This is a genomic window from Sphingomonas sp. TREG-RG-20F-R18-01 (assembly GCF_022662475.1).
In the GTDB taxonomy this organism is placed as follows: domain Bacteria; phylum Pseudomonadota; class Alphaproteobacteria; order Sphingomonadales; family Sphingomonadaceae; genus Sphingomonas.
This window is the reverse complement of the sequence record NZ_JAKNQQ010000002.1, coordinates 366,667-382,640: the sequence shown is the minus strand read 5'-3', so window position 1 is coordinate 382,640 and position 15,974 is coordinate 366,667. Positions and strand designations below refer to the sequence as shown.

The window sequence follows — 15,974 nt, the reverse complement described above, 5'->3', positions numbered from 1 at the left end:
AGAAGAAACACGGTATCAGTAGGAGCCCCAAGATGACCGTCCAGATCGACCGCCGCTCGCTCCTGTTGACCGGATCGCTCGGTCTGGGGGCCTTTGCCGTTCCCGGCTTCGCGCAGACCCCGAATGTGACGCAGGCGCGCGGCTTTACCCATTCGGTCGCCAGCGGCGAACCCGGTAGTGATACGATGCTGCTGTGGACGCGCTACGTCCCGACGACCGGCGATACGGCTGAACTCCGCGTCGAAATCTCCGAAACGCCCGACTTTGCACGCATCGTCGCGGGCGGATCCCAGATCACCGGGGTGTGGCGCGACTTTACCGCGAAGATCACGGTCGACACGCTCAAGCCCGACACGCGCTATCACTATCGGTTCGTGGCGCCCGATGGCAGCTTTTCCCCCGTCGGGATGACCAAGACGCTGCCGGTCGGCCCGGTCGACCGCTTCCGCACCGTCACCTTTTCGTGCTCGAACATGCCGTACGGCTATTTCAACGCCTATGCGCACGCTGCCGCGCGCGACGATATCGATCTGGCGATTCATCTGGGCGACTATTTTTACGAATATGAGACCGGCGATTATCCGGCGGCAAAGGATCAGGTGGCCGGGCGCGTGCCGCTTCCGTCGACCGAGCTGTTCCATCTGGCGGATTACCGGCTGCGCTATGGCAGTTATCGCAGCGATCCCGACCTGATGGCGCTCCACGCAAAGCACCCGATGATCGTCCAGTGGGACGACCATGAATCCTCGAACGACAGTTGGGAGGGCGGCGCGCAGAACCATCAGCCGAACGAAGGCGACTGGAATGCGCGCCGGGCCGCGTCGATCCAGGCATATCGCGAATGGATGCCCGTCTCGGACGAGCCGTGGAAAGCCTATGAAATCGGCACCCTCGCCACGCTGTTCCGCACCGAGACACGGCTGCTCGCGCGCACCAAGCAGCCCGACGTCGCCCCGTTGTTCGCGGCGACCGACCCGACCAGCGCGCTGAAGGCGTTCCGCGATGGCCTGTGGATGGACCCAGCCGTGACGATGATGGGATCGCAACAGGAAAGCTGGCTCGCGCATGCGATGGCGCAATCGGTCCGTCAGGGGCAACGCTGGCAGGTCGTCGGCTTCGGAACGATCATGGGACAGACGGTGATGCCGGCGGAAGCGATGAGCTGGCTTTCGCCCGATTCCCCGGAACGCGCGCGCGGTTATCTGCTCGCTGGCGTCGCCGCGGCGAAGGTCGGGTTGCCGTTCAACTACGACAATTGGGGCGGCTATCCCGCCGCGCGCGCACGCTTCCTCCGCAAGGCGCAAGGTCTGGGCGCGAACCTCGTCGTGCTGTCGGGTGACAGCCACAATGCCTGGGCTTATGACCTCGGGCAGGACGGCAAGCCCGCCGGCGTCGAGTTCGCCGGGCATTCGGTCACGTCGCCGGGCTATGAAACGGCAAGCAAGACCGATCCCAGGACCATCGCAGCCGCGTTGATCAGGACCAACCCCGAGCTGAAATGGTGCGACACCAGCCGGCGTGGCTACATGGCGATGACGCTGACGCCCGCGACGGTCAGCAACGCCTGGATCATGGTCGACACGATCAAGGCCAAGTCCGCCGCCGGACGCGTCGGGCACACGGCTACCGTATCCCGCGGGCGCAATATCATGGCGTGACGGTTGCCGTCGTGCCCCCGCTGCGGCAAACCCGGACCAGGCCCGGAGATGGCCGCGGGGGGCACACGAATTGCGCGTAACGATCAAGGACGTGTCGCGGGTATCGGGCGTGTCGATCAAGACCGTCTCGCGGGTACTCAACAACGAGCGCTATGTCGGCGCGGAAACCCGCGCGCGCGTGCAGGCCGCGGTGGCCGAGCTCAAGTTCCGCCCGAGCATGGCGGCACGTTCGCTCGCCGGGCGGCGGAGTTTCCAGATCGCGCTGATCTGCGATAACCCGAGCCCGTATTACGTCTATGAGATGCAGTCGGGAATCCGCGACCGGTGCGTGCTCGACGGAGTGCGGATGATCGCGCAGCCTTATGATCGCAACGCGACGACCCTGCTCGACGAACTCGAGAGCCTGGTCGACGCGACGCATGTCGACGGGCTGATCCTCACCCCGCCGGTCTCGGACAATCCCGACGTGCTAGACCTGCTCGCGCGACGCGGCGTTCGGTTCGTGCGGGTTTCGCCAGGCAGCGGGCTCGAGCTGGGCCCCGCAACCTTCATCGACAATGAAGCGGCGGCAGCGGTGATGACCACCCACCTGCTGACCCTCGGCCACCACCGGATCGGGTTCATCGCAGGGCATCCGAGCTATGCGACCAGCGCACAGCGGTTGCGTGGCTATGTCCGGGCGCTCGGCGCGGCGGACATCGCGTTCGATCCCGATCTGGTGTGCGAAGGAAGCTACGACTTTGCGTCGGGCTCGATCGCGGCGGCGGTGCTGCTCGATCTGGCGAAGCCGCCGACCGCGATCTTCGCCTCGAGCGACGACATGGCGGCGGGCGCGCTGACGACGGCGCATCGGCGCGGGCTGAAGGTGCCCGAACAGCTGTCGGTCGCGGGGTTCGACGATACCGAGATGGCGGGCTTCGTCTGGCCGCCACTCACCACGATTCGCCAACCGACCCGGCAGATGGCGTATCAGGCGGCGGACTTGCTGCTGGCGCCGGTCGATGCGGAGGTGCCGGCGGAACAGCGCGAATTGCCGTTCGAGCTGGTGGTGCGGGAATCGACCGGGGTCGTGGCGGGCCCGCGCTGAACCGTCACCACTTCGGTCGCCCCATACCCGTGCCGTCACCCTGAACTCGTTTCAGGGTCCACCGCGCCACACGGGCTGACGGGCCAGGCGGAAAGTGGATGCTGAAACGAGTTCAGCATGACGGCGCTATGGATCAGGGGTGACTCACCCGATCAGGAACACCGCCGCCGCAAGCGCGAACGCAAACGCCGCTACCGTCGCGATCAGGATCACGAGCAACGGCTTTGGCCCCGCCTCGAGCAATTGCGCGAGCGGCGAGCGGATCGCGGTCGCGGTCACCGCCGCCGCGAGCATCGCCGCCGCCGCTTTCTCCGCGCCGGTCGCGACGATTGGCGGGATCACCCCGAACGAATTGATGCCTGCCAGCACGAAGAACCCGACCACGAACCACGGCACGCCCGGCCCCTTGGCCTTGCCCGCCCCGCCGGTCGGATCGAACCGCGCGAGCCCCACCGCGACTACCGCCAGCACCGGCGCAAGCAACGCCACGCGCGTCAGCTTGACGATCGCGGCGATTCCGCCCGCACCGTCCGAATAGGAATAGCCCGCGCCAAGCGCCTGCGCGACGTCGTGGATCGAAGCGCCGAGCAGGAACCCGGCCTTGAGATCGCTCATATGGAGCGCATGTGCGACCAACGGATACAGCATCATCGCCGACGCGCTCATCGCCGAGATGCCGACCAGCACCAGCGTCAGCTGCGCCTGCGTCGTGCGTTTCTCCCCCAGCGTCGTCGCCAGCGCCATCGCGGCGGACGCGCCGCAGATTGCGACCGACCCGCCCGCAAGCAACCCGAACGCGGTATCGAACCCGAACCGCCGCGCCGCGAACACCCCCGCCGCCATCGTCAGCGCGACGATCGCCACCACGCACAGCAACGCGACCGGCCCGAGCGCGACGATCTGCCCGAAGGTGATCCGCACACCGACCAGCACGATCCCCGACCGCAATAGCGAGCGCGACGCAAACGCCAGCCCCGGCGTCAGCCGCGAATCTGCGCTGAGAAAATTGAGCGCCAGCCCGATCAGCAATGCCATCAGCGTCAGCGGCACGCCGTAATGGTCCGACAGGAACCCCGCGGCGAGCGTCCCCATCACGACCACCACCAGCCCCGGCGCATACCCGCGCCAGTCGCGTTTGGGCGTTGCGGAGACGTCGCCATACAGGTCGCCGTAGAGATCGGCCGCCATCGGCAGCGGACGGTTCGGTTGCCTGGATGCCATCGCGCTTCACCGACCCTTTTTGCGTCACCCCGGGCTTGTCCCGGGGTTCACCGTGCCGCACACCGCACCTTCATGTCTTGGAGCGCGGCAGACCCGGGGACAAGACCGGGCGACGGAGTGCGTTCGAGTCTAGCCGAACGCAACGATATCTGACAACGCTGTCTCAACAAAAAGACAGGAGTGGAGCGCATATGGCAATGCGAGGTGGCGCAGCCCGGTGGATCATCGTCGCGATGGTGTTCGTCGCGGTCATGCTCAACTATGTCGACCGGCAAATCCTTGCGCTGCTCAAGCCCACGCTGGAGGCGCAGTTCCGCTGGTCCGACCAGGACTATGCCAACATGGGCACCGCCTTCCAGGTCGCGACCGCGTTCGCCTTCCTCGGCACCGGCTGGTTCCTCGACCGGGTGGGCTTGCGGATCGGGTTCGCGCTCGGGGTGCTAATGTGGAGCCTCGCGGGGATGGCGCATGCCTTTGCCACCACCGTCCCCGCCTTCTTCGCCGCGCGGATCCTGCTCGGGATCGCGGAATCGGTCGGCACCCCCGCCGCGGTCAAGTCGGCGGCGACCTATTTCAACCACAAAGACCGCCAGATCGCTTTGGGGATCGGCAATACCGCGCCCAATATCGGTGCGATCGTCACGCCGTTGTTCATTCCTGCGCTCGCACTCGCGTTCGGATGGCAGGCGGCGTTCCTCGTCGCGGGCGGGCTCGGGCTGATCTGGGTCGTCGTGTGGTTCGCGATCCGCGTCCAGCCGGTCGCGCTCGACGCGGTCGCGCCCGCCCCCGTGCCGTGGCTGAAAGTGCTGTGGACGCGCGGTACGCTCGCGATCGCGATCGCCAAGGTGCTGTCAGATCAGGTGTGGTTCTTCATGCTGCTGTGGCTGCCCGACCTGTTCCACCGGCTGTTCGGGATGGAACAGGGCAAGCTCGGGTTGCCGGTCGCTTTGGTCTATGTGCTCGCGGCGTGCGGCGCGCTGACCGGCGGGTTTCTCCCCTCGCGGCTGATGGCGGCGGGGTGGAGCGTCAACCGCGCGCGCAAGGTGACGATGCTGGGTTATGCGCTGCTCGTGCTGCCGGTGGTGTTCGTGCAGAGCGTTTCGAGCCCGTGGTCGGCAGCTATGCTGCTGGGGCTCGTGCTGTTCGCGCACCAGGGGTTTTCGACCAACGTGTTCGGGGTGGTGACCGATATCACGCCCGCGCGTTCGGTCGGGTCGCGGATCGGGATCGCGGCGTTCTGCGGCAATCTGTGTTCGATCGGGATGATCCAGTTCCAGGCCTATGCGCTCGCGCACGGCTGGGGGTACGGGCCGGCGCTGGCGATCTGCGCTGGGTCGTATCTGACCGCGCTGCTCGCGATCCATTTGCTGATCCCGCGGATCGTGCCGATCGACGAGAGCGAGCGCGGGGACGGGTTGGTGGTGGCGCATTGAGGGAGCTTGCACATGCCCCCTCCGTTCGCCCGGAGCGCAGTCGAAGGGCTGGCGCTGCGCGAGGAGCTTCGACTTCGCTCAGCCCGAACGGTTGATGCGAACGTCCGCCCCTCACCCCCACCGTTCTCCCGCGCGGGCGGGAGCCCAGAGCCCACGCGCAACGCCTGTGACCCTGGACTCCCGCCTGCGCGGGAGAACAAAGCTTAGAACGTAACCCGCCCGGTCACCCCGAAATACCGGTCCGCATCGCGCGGGATCTGGTAGCGATACGCCTGGCCCGGGCCGCCGTTGATGATCGACGCGGCGAAGCTCTGGTCGAACAGGTTCCGCACCTGGAAGGTCAGCTTGTAGTGATCGTCCGGCGTGGCCAGCCCGACGCTCAGATTGACCAGCCCGTACGCGCCGATCGTCCCCAGCCGCCGCTGCACCGCATCCGCCGAGAACAGCGCGAGTTCGCTGCTCTGGTAGGCCCCCTGCGCGCCGAGGAAAATGTCCGCGAAACCGCCGGTCCGCACACGATAATCGGCGCTGAGGTTACCCTTCCACTTGGGGGCAAACCCGAGCGGCGTTCCCGCCGGGACCACCGCCGCCCCCGCAGGCGCGTTGAACTGGTCGACATGCGCGTCAGTGTACGCGACGCCCCCTGTGAAACTCAGGTCGCGGATCGGCCGGAACGTCGCGTCGAGTTCGCCGCCGCGGGTCGAAACGTCGCCCGCATTGGTAAAGCGCGTGACGACCACGCCAGCGACCAAGTCAGGGTTGTTCGCCTGGAAATTGTGATACTTGGCGTAATAAGCCGCGAGGTTGAGCGTCAGCTTGCCGCCAAGGAACGTGTTCTTCAACCCGATCTCGTACGAATCCGACGTTTCCGGCGCGATCGTGTTCGTTCCCGTAGCGGTCAGGTTGTAAAAGACGTTGAACGCCGGCCCCTTATAGCCGCGCGCAAAGGTCGCATAGGCCGTCGACCCGCGGTTGATGTCGAACTGGACGCCCGCCTTCCCCGACAGATTCTCGTTGGTCGCCTTGGCGCGGAACGGGATGCCGTTGGACACGCCGCCACCGAGCCCGCCGTTGTACACGCCCTGATCGAAATTGCCGTTGATCCCCGGCCCGGCCAGCGCTGTGACGCGCGAATGGAACACATCGAGCTGGTCGACCGTGTAGCGCAAGCCACCGATCAGCCGAAACCGCTCGGCAAGATTGAGCGTGCCCTGCCCGAACAGCGCCATGTTCTTGAACACCGACCCGAAATCGGCGGTGCCACTCGGCGCGGTCGTGCGCGGCGCGCCCGCGCTGCCGCACGGCACCAGCGGGTTGGGGGTCGTCCCTGGGGTGGTGTTGCAGACCACGTCGTTGCGCGTGAAGATCCGCTCGCTCGCCGCGCGCGAATAATAAGCCCCCAGCACATAGGTCAGGAACTGGTTGCCGGGCGAGGTCAGCCGCAGCTCCTGGCTGAACGTGTCGCCGGTCTGCGGCCCGAAATCGTGGAGCTGGTTGAACCCGACATAGGCGCCCGGCAGGAAATCGCCGTCGCGGATCTCGGTGTTCTTGTAGTTGCGATAGGCGGTGATCGATGTGACGGTCTGCGTCCCCGCGCTGATGTCCGCCTGGAGCGAGAAACCGTAGCCGGTCTCCTTCGTCCGCGTCACCAGATCCTGCGCGATCGAGCGCGTATCGGTGCCGCGCGGGGTCGGCAGCGCGCTCGACGATGGGTTGGTGACGAACGCGCCCGTCGCGGGATTGATCGGCCCGGTGGCGATCACCTCGCCACAGCAATCGTCGTTATTGTGGTGGTAATCCGCGATGAAGGCGAGCTTCACGTTGGGCCCGGCATCCGCATCGACCTGCAGACGCCCGCCATAATGTTCGAACCCGTTGACGATCTTGTTCACCGCGGCGTTGCGGATGTTGCCGTCGTAATTGGTGTAGAAACCGGTCAGCCGCGACCGCACGCTGTCGCCGAGCGGCACGTTGATCGCCGCGCGCCCGCGATATTCGCTGTCGGTGAAGAACCCCGCCTCGACATAGCCGCCCAAGGTCCGCGTCGGTTTCTTGGAGATGATGTTGATGACGCCCGCGCTCGCGTTCTTGCCGAACAGCGTGCCCTGCGGCCCGCGCAGCACTTCGATCTGGTCGACGTCGACGAGATCGCCGAACGCCTCGCCCGCGCGGCTGTAGACGACGCCGTCGACCACGGTCGAGATCGACGGCTCGCCCGCGATCGAGAAGGTCGACGTGCCGACTCCGCGCAGGAACAGCGACTGGTTGAGAGTCGTCCCCGATTTGAGGAAGTTGAGCGTGGGAACGAGATATTGCGCGCCCTCGAGGCTGACCTTGCCCTGGCTCGCGAGCGCATCGCCCGAGATCACGCTGACCGCGACCGGCACGTCCTGCAGCCGTTCGGAGCGCTTCTGCGCGGTGACGATGATGTCGCCGGGGGGGGCTTCGTCGGGGGCGTTGGGCACCGGCGCGGTCGCTTCGGCGACGGGCGCGGGTCTCTGGTCCGGCGCGGAAACCGCGGTCTGCGCCCAGAGCGGACTGGCGGCGAACAGCGCGAAGCCGGCGGCTCCCGCGAGATAGCGTCCCTTGGTCATCATCATTCCCTCCCTGTACAGAAATCCCACTTCTTTGGTGGGCATTGCTCTTTTGCGGTCCCGGACACCGCTGTCAGTCTTGCCCGGCGTAAAGTTGTGCTTGTCGCGTTCCGTCCGTTCGACTTCGCTCGAAACGAACGGGAGGGGGAGTGGGATTAAAGTATCAGAACCCCAGCTCCTTCATCTCGACGACGCGTTTCTCTCGTGCACTGATCTCCGCCGCGGTCCCGATTGCCACCGCAAGCATCCCGTCGCGCGCGGTCACTTCGACCGGCCCCGCGCCGCGCACGGCTGCATTGAACCGCTGATGCTCGTAGAAGGTCGAGCCGTGGTGGCTCCCCGCATCGAGCGCCGCCTGCTCGACTTCGACCACGCGCCGCGTCACCTGTTTGGGATTACGGAACCCGACACGCGGCGAATGGACCAAAGCGCCCTCCGGAATCAGCACGTCGAGCCGTGCCTGGTCGCCGACCGCGGTGATCTCTTCCTGATTCACCGCGCCGTCCGCGAACATCGACAGGTCGAGCATCGCGCGGACCCCATTGGCGAAATCCACGGTGGTGTAGCTATTGTCGATGATGTCGGGCCGCTCGCCGCCATAGCTTTCGTCGACATGGTTCACGTCCATCGCGCCCGAGCAATAGACGCGCACCGCCTCGCTCTGCGTAATCAGCCGCATCAGGTCGAAGAAATGGCAGCATTTCTCGACCATCGTCCCGCCGGTGTTGCGGTTGAAGCGGTTCCAGTCGGCGACCTTGACGAGAAACGGGAAGCGATGCTCGCGGATCGACAGCATCTGCAATCGCCCGATCGCACCGTTCCGGATTTCCTCGATGAACGCCTGGGCGGGGGGCATGTAGCGATATTCCATCGCGGTCCAGAACACGCGGTCGCTGCGGTCTGCGCGCTCGACGATCCAGCGGCAATCGTCCAGCGTCGTCGCGAGCGGCTTTTCGCACAGGATGTGGAGGCCGGCATCGAACAACGGCTCGAGCACGCTACGATGCGTATAGTTCGGACTGGAGACGATCACCGCATCGCACAGACCGCTCGCCGCCAGAGCCTCTACCGAGCCGAACGCGGTCGCCCCGCTCGCACGGTCGCTGAGCGCATCGCGAGCCCAGCCGAGCGAACCTTCCGCCGGATCGGCCAGTGCGGTGATGACCGCGCCCGGGGTGATCGCGAGGTTGGCGATATGCTCCACCCCCATCATGCCAGTGCCGACCAACCCGTAACGCACTTGCTCTGCCAAGGTCTTCGCCTCTATATGACAACGATGTCTGAGATCATCCTTACACCCGAATTGCGTCCACTCGGCAAGAGCGGATTGATGGTCAGCCCGGTCGCCTGGGGAATGTGGCGCTTTGGCCAGTCCACCGTGGCGGAAGGCCGCGCGCTGATCGATGCGGCGTTCGACGCGGGCGTGACGCTGTTCGACACCGCCGATATCTACGGATTCAATGGGGTGGACGGTTTCGGCGATGCCGAGTCGCTGCTCGGCAAGGTGTTTGCCGAGGACTCCGCCCTGCGCGACCGGATGGTGCTTGCCACCAAGGGCGGGATCCTCCCGCCGGTCCCCTACGACCAGAGTGCCGCCTATCTGACCAAGGCACTTGAGGACTCGCTGACGCGACTCGGGGTCGGCCAGGTCGACCTGTACCAGATCCACCGGCCCGACATTTTGACCCACCCGCAGGAACTCGCGCGTTCGCTCGAGCAGATGGTGTCGTCGGGCAAGGTCCGCGCGGTCGGCGTGTCAAACTTTACGATTCCGCAGATCCGGGCGCTCGAGGCGTTCCTCACGATCCCGATCGCCAGCCTTCAGCCCGAGCTGTCGCCGCTCGAGCTGGGACCGATCGAGACCGGCCTGCTCGATCTCGCGATGGAACGCGACCATGCGGTGCTCGCCTGGTCGCCGCTCGGCGGTGGGCGGATCGGGTCGCCCGAGGACGATCGCTCCAAGGCGGTCTCGGTCGCGCTCGACGTAGTCGCGCAGGACGCCGGCGTGTCGCGCGCGGCTGCGGCCTATGCCTGGATCATGGCGCATCCGGCACGCGCGATCCCGATCGTCGGGACGCAGAATGTCGCCCGAATTGCCGAGATTGCCGACGTCTACAAGGTCCGCTTCACCCGCCAGAGCTGGTACGATGTGCTGATCGCCTCGCGCGGGGAACGCCTGCCATGAGCGCGACCCGCGTGCCGTGCGAGGTCAGCTGGTTCTCGGCGCTGTGCGACGACGATTACGAGTTCCTCGGCGTCCCCGATGCCAGGCTCAAGTCGAGCTGGGAGCATTGCCGCGACATCGTCCTCCAGGCCGAGACCGGCGGGTTCGATAACATCTTGCTTCCCTCGGGCTATGCGCTCGGGATCGATACCACCGCCTTCGCCGCCGCGATCGCGCCGATGCTCAAGCGGATGGCGCTGCTGATGGCGGTGCGCGTTGGCGAAAGCTGGCCGCCGCAACTCGCGCGCCAGATCGCGACGATCGACCGGCTGCTCGGCGGGCGGCTGACGGTCAACATCATCTCGTCCGACATGCCCGGCGAGACGCTCGGCTCCGGCCCGCGCTATGCGCGCACGGTCGAGTTGATGCGGATCCTGAAGACCCTGCTCAACGGCGAGCCGCTCGACCATGACGGCGAATTCTGGAAGCTCAAGCTCGACCCGCCCCGGATCGGCACCGTCTCCGGCAAGGCACCGCTGCTCTATTTCGGCGGCCTTTCGCCCGACGCCCGCGACGCCGCCGCGCGCGAAGCCGACGTTTTCCTGATGTGGCCCGACCGGCAGGAAGCGGTCGCCGCGATCATCGACGACATGACCACGCGTGCCGCCGCTTACGGGCGCACGCTCAAGTTCGGCTACCGCGCGCACGTCATCGTCCGCGACACCGAGACCGAGGCGCGCACCGCCGCAGTGCGGCTGCTGTCCAAGCTCGATGCGGCGGAAGGCGCGGCGATCCGCGCCAGATCGCTCGATTCGACCTCGGCCGGTGTCGCCGCGCAGGCAGCTCTGCGGGAGAATGCCGCGGACGACGGCTATGCCGAGCCGAATTTGTGGACCGGCGTGGGCCGCGCGCGCTCGGGCTGTGGCGCGGCGATCGTCGGGGATCCCGACCAGGTACTCGCCAAGATCAATGCCTATCGCAACATGGGGATCGAGGCGTTCATCCTGTCGGGCTATCCGCACGCTGCGGAGGCCGATCTGTTCGCGCGACATGTGCTGCCGCAGATCGATCATGCGCCGCTGAACAGGCCGTAGACGCGCCAATTTATTTGCCCGCAAGCTCCGGGACGGCATTGGCGCCGGATTGCGCCAATGCCGTCTGCGACAAAGGAGCAAACCATGGCATTTCGCGTTCTGGGCCTCGATCCCGGCCTTTTCGCCAATTTCATCGGGCGTACCGATGCCGAACTAGCCGCGCGCGGAGCGCGGCGCTGTCGCGTTGATACCTACCCCGGGTTTCCCGACAGGATCGCGGTGCGCGACCTCGCCATTGGGGAAACCGCGATCCTGCTGAACTACGAACATCAGCCGGCGGATACGCCCTATCGCTCACGCCACGCGATCTTCGTGGGGGAGACAGCGCGGGAAGCACTGGACGTCGTCGATACGATTCCCGACGCGCTCTACCGCCGCCCGATATCGCTCCGCGCGTTCGACGACGTCGGCGACATGCGCGCGGCCGAGCTCTGTGCCGGCGAGGCGCTGATACCCGGCATCGAACGCCTGTTCGCCGATCCGGGCGTCGCCTATCTTCACGCGCATTATGCGTTGCGCGGGTGCTATGCGGCGCGGATCGTTCGCTCGGCCTAAAAGCTGCCCACTCGCCAAACGTTGTCAACGTCGCACAAAGCGCTCGGTCCCGTCAGGCGCAAGACGGTCCTGCGATCGAACGCGCGCCGTTCCCCGTCAGCGCCCAGCCCGTTCCGCCCAGGGGAGCGGGCGCGGCGGGATGACCCGGATACAGTCCTGAAAATCGGGTCGCTCGGTCCGACGACGCAGCTTTTCTGCGAGTACGCGCCCGATCAATTCGTAATCGGCGCGAAAAACGATGGTTCCGTTCATCCCACGCTCCTCCTGCGGAGACGCTTCGGACGCCGTGCGACAAAGTGCCTCCCACCAGCGTCAAACCGAAGGGGGACACTTCGGTTCCTGCCATCGATCTAAAGAATGATCCTGGCGAGGAACCGTCACACCGCCGCTATCATGGGCTCCGTTGCGCAGCGCTGCGGCGGATCTGCGCGATCACTTGCATGACCATGAGGGCATCGGCGGCGGCGACCGGCGGCGCAGCATCCTCGCGGATCGCGCGGGCAACCCCTTCGTAAAAGGCGGACCAGTTCCCCGGTTCGGTCGGCACCGGCTGGCGCCGCCCGTCACCGAAGGTCAGCATCCCGTGGTCCGCCGGGGCATCGATGCCATAGCCGGGATCGCGCGGTCCGCCACCGCCGCGCAGCACGGCTTCCTGCGGATCGATGCCGTGTTTGACAAAACTGCCGTACCGGCCATGCAGCGCGAAGCGCGGGCGCGGTGCCGCCACGAGCGTGGCCGCCGAGACGATCACGCGGCAAGATCCGTAATGGAGCGTCGCCTCGACATAATCGTCGGCGAGTGCATCCGCACGCTGCATCGCCACATCGCCCGTAACCCCGTCCGGCATGCCGAACAGCTGGATTGCCTGGTCGATCAGATGCGGGCCGAGATCGTTGAGCAGCCCCGCCCCCGGCCTTTCGCGCCAGCCGGGCTTGATCGCCGGGCGATACCGATCCCAGCGCAGCTCGGCCAAGGCGATCTCGCCCAGCACGCCGGAGTCGAGCACGTGGCGCACCGTCAGAAAGTCCCCGTCCCAACGGCGGTTGTGAAACACCGACAGCATGAGCCCGCGCGCGGCCGCCAGCGCCGCGAGCGCCGCACCGTCGGCAGGATCGGTCACGAACGGCTTGTCGATTACGACATGCTTGCCGGCCTCCAACGCTGCCCGCGCCAGCGGTGCGTGCTGCGCGTCCGGCACGGCGATCACGACCAGATCGATCGCGCGATCCTCGAACAGGTCGGTACTGTCGCGCACGACCCGCGCTTGCGGCAGCGCCTGCGCGACCGCCGCATCGCGCGACGTCACCACCGCGCTCAGCGCAAAAGCGTCCAGCGCCGTGATCAGCGGGGCGTGAAAGCACGCCCCGGCGAGACCGTAGCCGATCAGCCCGACGCGGATCGGCGCGCTCACCGCCGGACGTCCAGCCCGCCGGCGAGATAGGCGTCGATATCCGCCTGGCGGAACAGGCACGCATCGCCCGGCAACGAATGCTTGAGCGCGGCGAGCGCCAGCCCCGTCCGCGCCGCCGCGGCCGGATCGCCACCCTGCCGCAGCGCGTGGAGCACGCCCGCCGCGAACGCGTCGCCGCCGCCGATCCGGTCGACGATCCCGGCGAGCACGACGTCCTCGGTCTGGGCACTGGCCTCGCGCGTATCGACTCGCGCCGACAGGCGGTGGAGGTCGACATGCTCGACGTGCCGCGCGGTCGAGGCGATCGTCTGCAAGCGGGGAAAGGCCTCGAACGCCGCGGCGACCGCCGCGCGCCGCCGGTCCTCGCCGTCGGATGCGAAGTCGCGGTCGAGCAGCAGTGCGATGTCGCGGTGGTTGCCGAACAGCAGGTCCGCCTTGTCCACCAGCTGCATCAGGATGCCGCGCGGGTCGCTGTCCCAGCGTTCCCACAATTTGCCGCGCCAGTTGCCGTCGAACGCGATCGCGATCCCGCGCGCGGACGCCGCCTCGGCGGCGGCGATCGCGCTGGCCGCCGGCACCGGGCCGAGCGCGGGGGTGATGCCCGACAGCAGCAGCCGGTCGACTCCGTCGAGCAGCCGATCCCAGTCCCACGCTTCGCTCGGCGTTTCGGCGAAGGACGAATGCGCGCGGTCGTAGATCACCTCGGTCGCGCGCAGGCCGGCGCCCGAGGTCACGAAATACAGCCCCATGCGGTCGCCGCGCAGCTGGATGCCGCGCGTCTCGACGCCAGCGCCGCGCAGCGTCGCGATCGCGGACCGCCCGAGGTCATTGTCTGGCAGCGCGCTGGCGAAGGCGACGTCATGCCCGAGCCGCGCGAGCGCGCCCGCGACGTTCGCCTCGGCACCCGCCAACCACACGTCGAGCTTGGGCGTCTGGAGCAACAGCTCGCGCCCCGGCGGGGAGAGCCGCAGCATGATCTCGCCGAATGCCAGGATCTTCATCGTGTCGTCCTTTATTGAAGCGGGCGTGGGCCGTGTTGTCGACTGCCCCCTCCGTCATCCCCGCGGAGGCGAGACCTCTGCGAACTTGCTTGCCCCCTCGTCCGTCACCCAGGCGGAGGCCGGGGCCGTGCGGTTACCCGCGCTCGGCGGGCGACCAGGTGCCGTATCGCCGGTCGCGCCCCGCAACGTGGCGGCCCCGGCCTTCGCTGGGGTGACGGGAAGGGACAGTGGCAGCCATATGCGGCGCGTGCTCGGCGTCGCCCGTCACCGATCGATCCGATACGCCCGTCGCACCAACCCGCTGGTCAGCTCGTGCGCGAGATCGGCCGCTTCCCACTCCTCGATCCGGTGTTCCGCCACCAGCCGTGCGAGGAAGCCGCAATCGACGCGCCGCGCGACATCGTGCCGCGCCGGAATCGACAGGAACGCGCGCGTATCGTCGTTGAATCCGACGGTGTTGTAGAATCCGGCGGTCTCGGTCGTCATCTCGCGGAAGCGGCGCATCCCCTCGGGGCTGTCATGGAACCACCAGGCGGGCCCGAGCTTGAGACACGGATAATGCCCCGCCAGCGGGGCCAGTTCGCGCGCGTACACGCTCTCGTCGAGCGTGAAGAGAATGATCGACAGCTCTGTGCTTGTCCCGAACCGGTCGAGCAACGGCTTGAGCGCGTGGACATATTCGGTGCGTACCGGGATGTCGGCACCCTTGTCGCGCCCGTGGCTCGCGAACAGGCCGGCATTGTGGTTGCGGAACGAGCCGGGATGGATCTGCATCACCATCCCGTCCTCGACCGACATCGCCGCCATTTCGGTCAGCATCTGCGCGCGGAACAGCTCGGCATCGGCAGGGGTCCAGCGGCCGCCGACGATCCTGCCGAACAGCGCCTCGGCCTCGACCGCGGAGAGGTTGGCAGTCGCGACGGTCGGGTGGCCGTGATCGGTGGCGGTCGCGCCTGCCGCGCGGAAGTCGGCGCGGCGCTTGCGGTGCGCGGCGAGATATCCCTGCCAACTGTGGACGTCCTCGCCAGTCAGCTCGGCAAAACGCGACATCGCGGCGCCGAACTGCTCGTGCTCGACATCGATCACCCCGTCCGGGCGATAGGTGGTGACGACGCGCCCGTTCCAGCCCGACTCGCGGATCCGGTGGTGCGCGCCCAGATCGTCCTGCGGCCCCTCGGTGGTGGCGAGGAACGCGATGTCGAAGCGGTCGAACAGCGCGCGCGGACGGAACGCCGGCGTCGCCAGCTTCTCGGTGATCGTGTCGAAATACAGGTCGGCGGTGGCATCCTCCAGCGCGACGTCGAAGCCGAACACGTCGGCGAAGACATGGTCGAGCCACATGCGCGAAGGGGTGCCGCGGAACAGCGTGTAATGCTCGGCGAAGGTCCGCCACGCCGCGCGCGGGTCGGTCGCGGGAACGCCGGCGCGGCTCGGGATGCCGAGCGCGTCGAGCGCGATGCCCTGGCTGTAGAGCATGCGGAAGATATAGTGATCCGGCGCGAGCAGCAGCGCGGTCGCATCGCTCCACGGCGCATCGTCGGCGAACCAGCGCGCATCGGTATGGCCGTGCGGGCTGACGATCGGCAGGTCGGCGATCTCGGCGTAGAGCGTCCGCGCGATGGCGCGCGTGGAAGGATCGGCGGGAAACAGGCGGTCGGGGTGCAAATCCAGGCGTCGCGTCATTCTGTTTCTCCCGAACCGGGTTGCCGTGCGATCTGGTAGGCGGTGGCGGGCACAGGGACAAGGTGCGATGCCG

At 67.1% G+C, this 15,974-nt stretch carries 13 protein-coding genes; 6 read left to right on the top strand and 7 right to left on the bottom strand.

Annotation, left to right across the window (positions count from 1 at the left end; translation table 11 throughout):
• The first annotated feature begins 32 nt into the window (after window positions 1-32).
• Complete coding sequence (locus L8K25_RS07300; RefSeq protein WP_242138231.1) at window positions 33-1,658, top strand: alkaline phosphatase D family protein; 1,626 nt, start codon at window positions 33-35, stop codon at window positions 1,656-1,658.
• A gap of 70 nt (window positions 1,659-1,728) precedes the next feature.
• Window positions 1,729-2,745 (top strand): LacI family DNA-binding transcriptional regulator, encoded by a 1,017-nt coding sequence (locus L8K25_RS07295; RefSeq protein WP_242138230.1) that lies wholly within the window; start codon window positions 1,729-1,731, stop codon window positions 2,743-2,745.
• Window positions 2,746-2,889: 144 nt separating this feature from the next.
• On the opposite strand, the gene L8K25_RS07290 is transcribed toward L8K25_RS07295, so the two are convergent.
• On the bottom strand, window positions 2,890-3,933 hold the full coding sequence (locus L8K25_RS07290) for a putative sulfate exporter family transporter (RefSeq protein ID WP_242138731.1): 1,044 nt from the start codon (window positions 3,931-3,933) through the stop codon (window positions 2,890-2,892).
• Window positions 3,934-4,157: 224 nt separating this feature from the next.
• Here L8K25_RS07290 and L8K25_RS07285 point away from each other — a divergent pair, with 224 nt between their 5' ends.
• Window positions 4,158-5,399, top strand: a complete 1,242-nt coding sequence (locus L8K25_RS07285) for an MFS transporter (RefSeq protein ID WP_242138229.1) — start codon at window positions 4,158-4,160, stop codon at window positions 5,397-5,399.
• 203 nt (window positions 5,400-5,602) lie between these two features.
• Here the strand turns inward: L8K25_RS07285 and L8K25_RS07280 are convergent, their stop codons facing one another.
• Entirely contained in the window at window positions 5,603-7,999 is a 2,397-nt protein-coding gene (locus L8K25_RS07280; protein ID WP_242138228.1) for a TonB-dependent receptor, read from the bottom strand.
• A 157-nt stretch (window positions 8,000-8,156) separates the two neighbouring features.
• A complete protein-coding gene (locus L8K25_RS07275) occupies window positions 8,157-9,233 on the bottom strand; it encodes a Gfo/Idh/MocA family oxidoreductase (protein ID WP_242138730.1) in 1,077 nt (358 codons plus the stop codon).
• Window positions 9,234-9,269: 36 nt separating this feature from the next.
• Between L8K25_RS07275 and L8K25_RS07270 the strand changes: the two genes are divergently transcribed.
• From L8K25_RS07270 to L8K25_RS07260, 3 genes are all read left to right on the top strand, one after another.
• On the top strand, window positions 9,270-10,178 hold the full coding sequence (locus L8K25_RS07270) for an aldo/keto reductase (RefSeq protein ID WP_242138227.1): 909 nt from the start codon (window positions 9,270-9,272) through the stop codon (window positions 10,176-10,178).
• Window positions 10,175-11,251, top strand: coding sequence for an LLM class flavin-dependent oxidoreductase (locus L8K25_RS07265; protein WP_242138226.1), 1,077 nt, complete (start codon window positions 10,175-10,177; stop codon window positions 11,249-11,251). Before L8K25_RS07270 ends, L8K25_RS07265 begins: the two co-directional genes overlap by 4 nt.
• 84 nt (window positions 11,252-11,335) lie before the next feature.
• Window positions 11,336-11,806, top strand: a complete 471-nt coding sequence (locus tag L8K25_RS07260) for a DUF1203 domain-containing protein (protein ID WP_242138225.1) — start codon at window positions 11,336-11,338, stop codon at window positions 11,804-11,806.
• A gap of 96 nt (window positions 11,807-11,902) precedes the next feature.
• Here L8K25_RS07260 and L8K25_RS07255 read toward each other — a convergent pair whose 3' ends face one another.
• The 4 genes from L8K25_RS07255 to uxaC all read right to left on the bottom strand — a co-directional run bounded on the left by L8K25_RS07255 (window position 11,903) and on the right by uxaC (window position 15,901).
• Window positions 11,903-12,058, bottom strand: coding sequence for a hypothetical protein (locus tag L8K25_RS07255; RefSeq protein WP_242138224.1), 156 nt, complete (start codon window positions 12,056-12,058; stop codon window positions 11,903-11,905).
• Between the two features lie 139 nt (window positions 12,059-12,197).
• Window positions 12,198-13,217 (bottom strand): oxidoreductase, encoded by a 1,020-nt coding sequence (locus tag L8K25_RS07250; RefSeq protein WP_242138223.1) that lies wholly within the window; start codon window positions 13,215-13,217, stop codon window positions 12,198-12,200.
• Window positions 13,214-14,218, bottom strand: coding sequence for a sugar kinase (locus L8K25_RS07245; protein ID WP_242138222.1), 1,005 nt, complete (start codon window positions 14,216-14,218; stop codon window positions 13,214-13,216). The genes L8K25_RS07250 and L8K25_RS07245 overlap by 4 nt, the downstream gene beginning before the upstream one ends.
• Before the next feature lie 264 nt (window positions 14,219-14,482).
• Window positions 14,483-15,901 (bottom strand): glucuronate isomerase, encoded by a 1,419-nt coding sequence (uxaC, locus tag L8K25_RS07240; protein WP_242138221.1) that lies wholly within the window; start codon window positions 15,899-15,901, stop codon window positions 14,483-14,485.
• Between the last annotated feature and the right edge of the window lie 73 nt (window positions 15,902-15,974).

Excerpts from the sequence above, each read along its gene's own strand:
- L8K25_RS07245 (WP_242138222.1), bottom strand. The coding sequence starts at position 14,218 with ATGAAGATCCTGGCATTCGGCGAGATCATGCTGCGGCTCTCCCCGCCG.
- L8K25_RS07265 (WP_242138226.1), top strand. The coding sequence starts at position 10,175 with ATGAGCGCGACCCGCGTGCCGTGCGAGGTCAGCTGGTTCTCGGCGCTG.
- L8K25_RS07300 (WP_242138231.1), top strand. The coding sequence starts at position 33 with ATGACCGTCCAGATCGACCGCCGCTCGCTCCTGTTGACCGGATCGCTC.
- L8K25_RS07260 (WP_242138225.1), top strand. The coding sequence starts at position 11,336 with ATGGCATTTCGCGTTCTGGGCCTCGATCCCGGCCTTTTCGCCAATTTC.
- uxaC (WP_242138221.1), bottom strand. The coding sequence starts at position 15,901 with ATGACGCGACGCCTGGATTTGCACCCCGACCGCCTGTTTCCCGCCGAT.
- L8K25_RS07270 (WP_242138227.1), top strand. The coding sequence starts at position 9,270 with ATGTCTGAGATCATCCTTACACCCGAATTGCGTCCACTCGGCAAGAGC.
- L8K25_RS07285 (WP_242138229.1), top strand. The coding sequence starts at position 4,158 with ATGGCAATGCGAGGTGGCGCAGCCCGGTGGATCATCGTCGCGATGGTG.
- L8K25_RS07255 (WP_242138224.1), bottom strand. The coding sequence starts at position 12,058 with ATGAACGGAACCATCGTTTTTCGCGCCGATTACGAATTGATCGGGCGC.
- L8K25_RS07280 (WP_242138228.1), bottom strand. The coding sequence starts at position 7,999 with ATGATGATGACCAAGGGACGCTATCTCGCGGGAGCCGCCGGCTTCGCG.
- L8K25_RS07290 (WP_242138731.1), bottom strand. The coding sequence starts at position 3,933 with ATGGCGGCCGATCTCTACGGCGACCTGTATGGCGACGTCTCCGCAACG.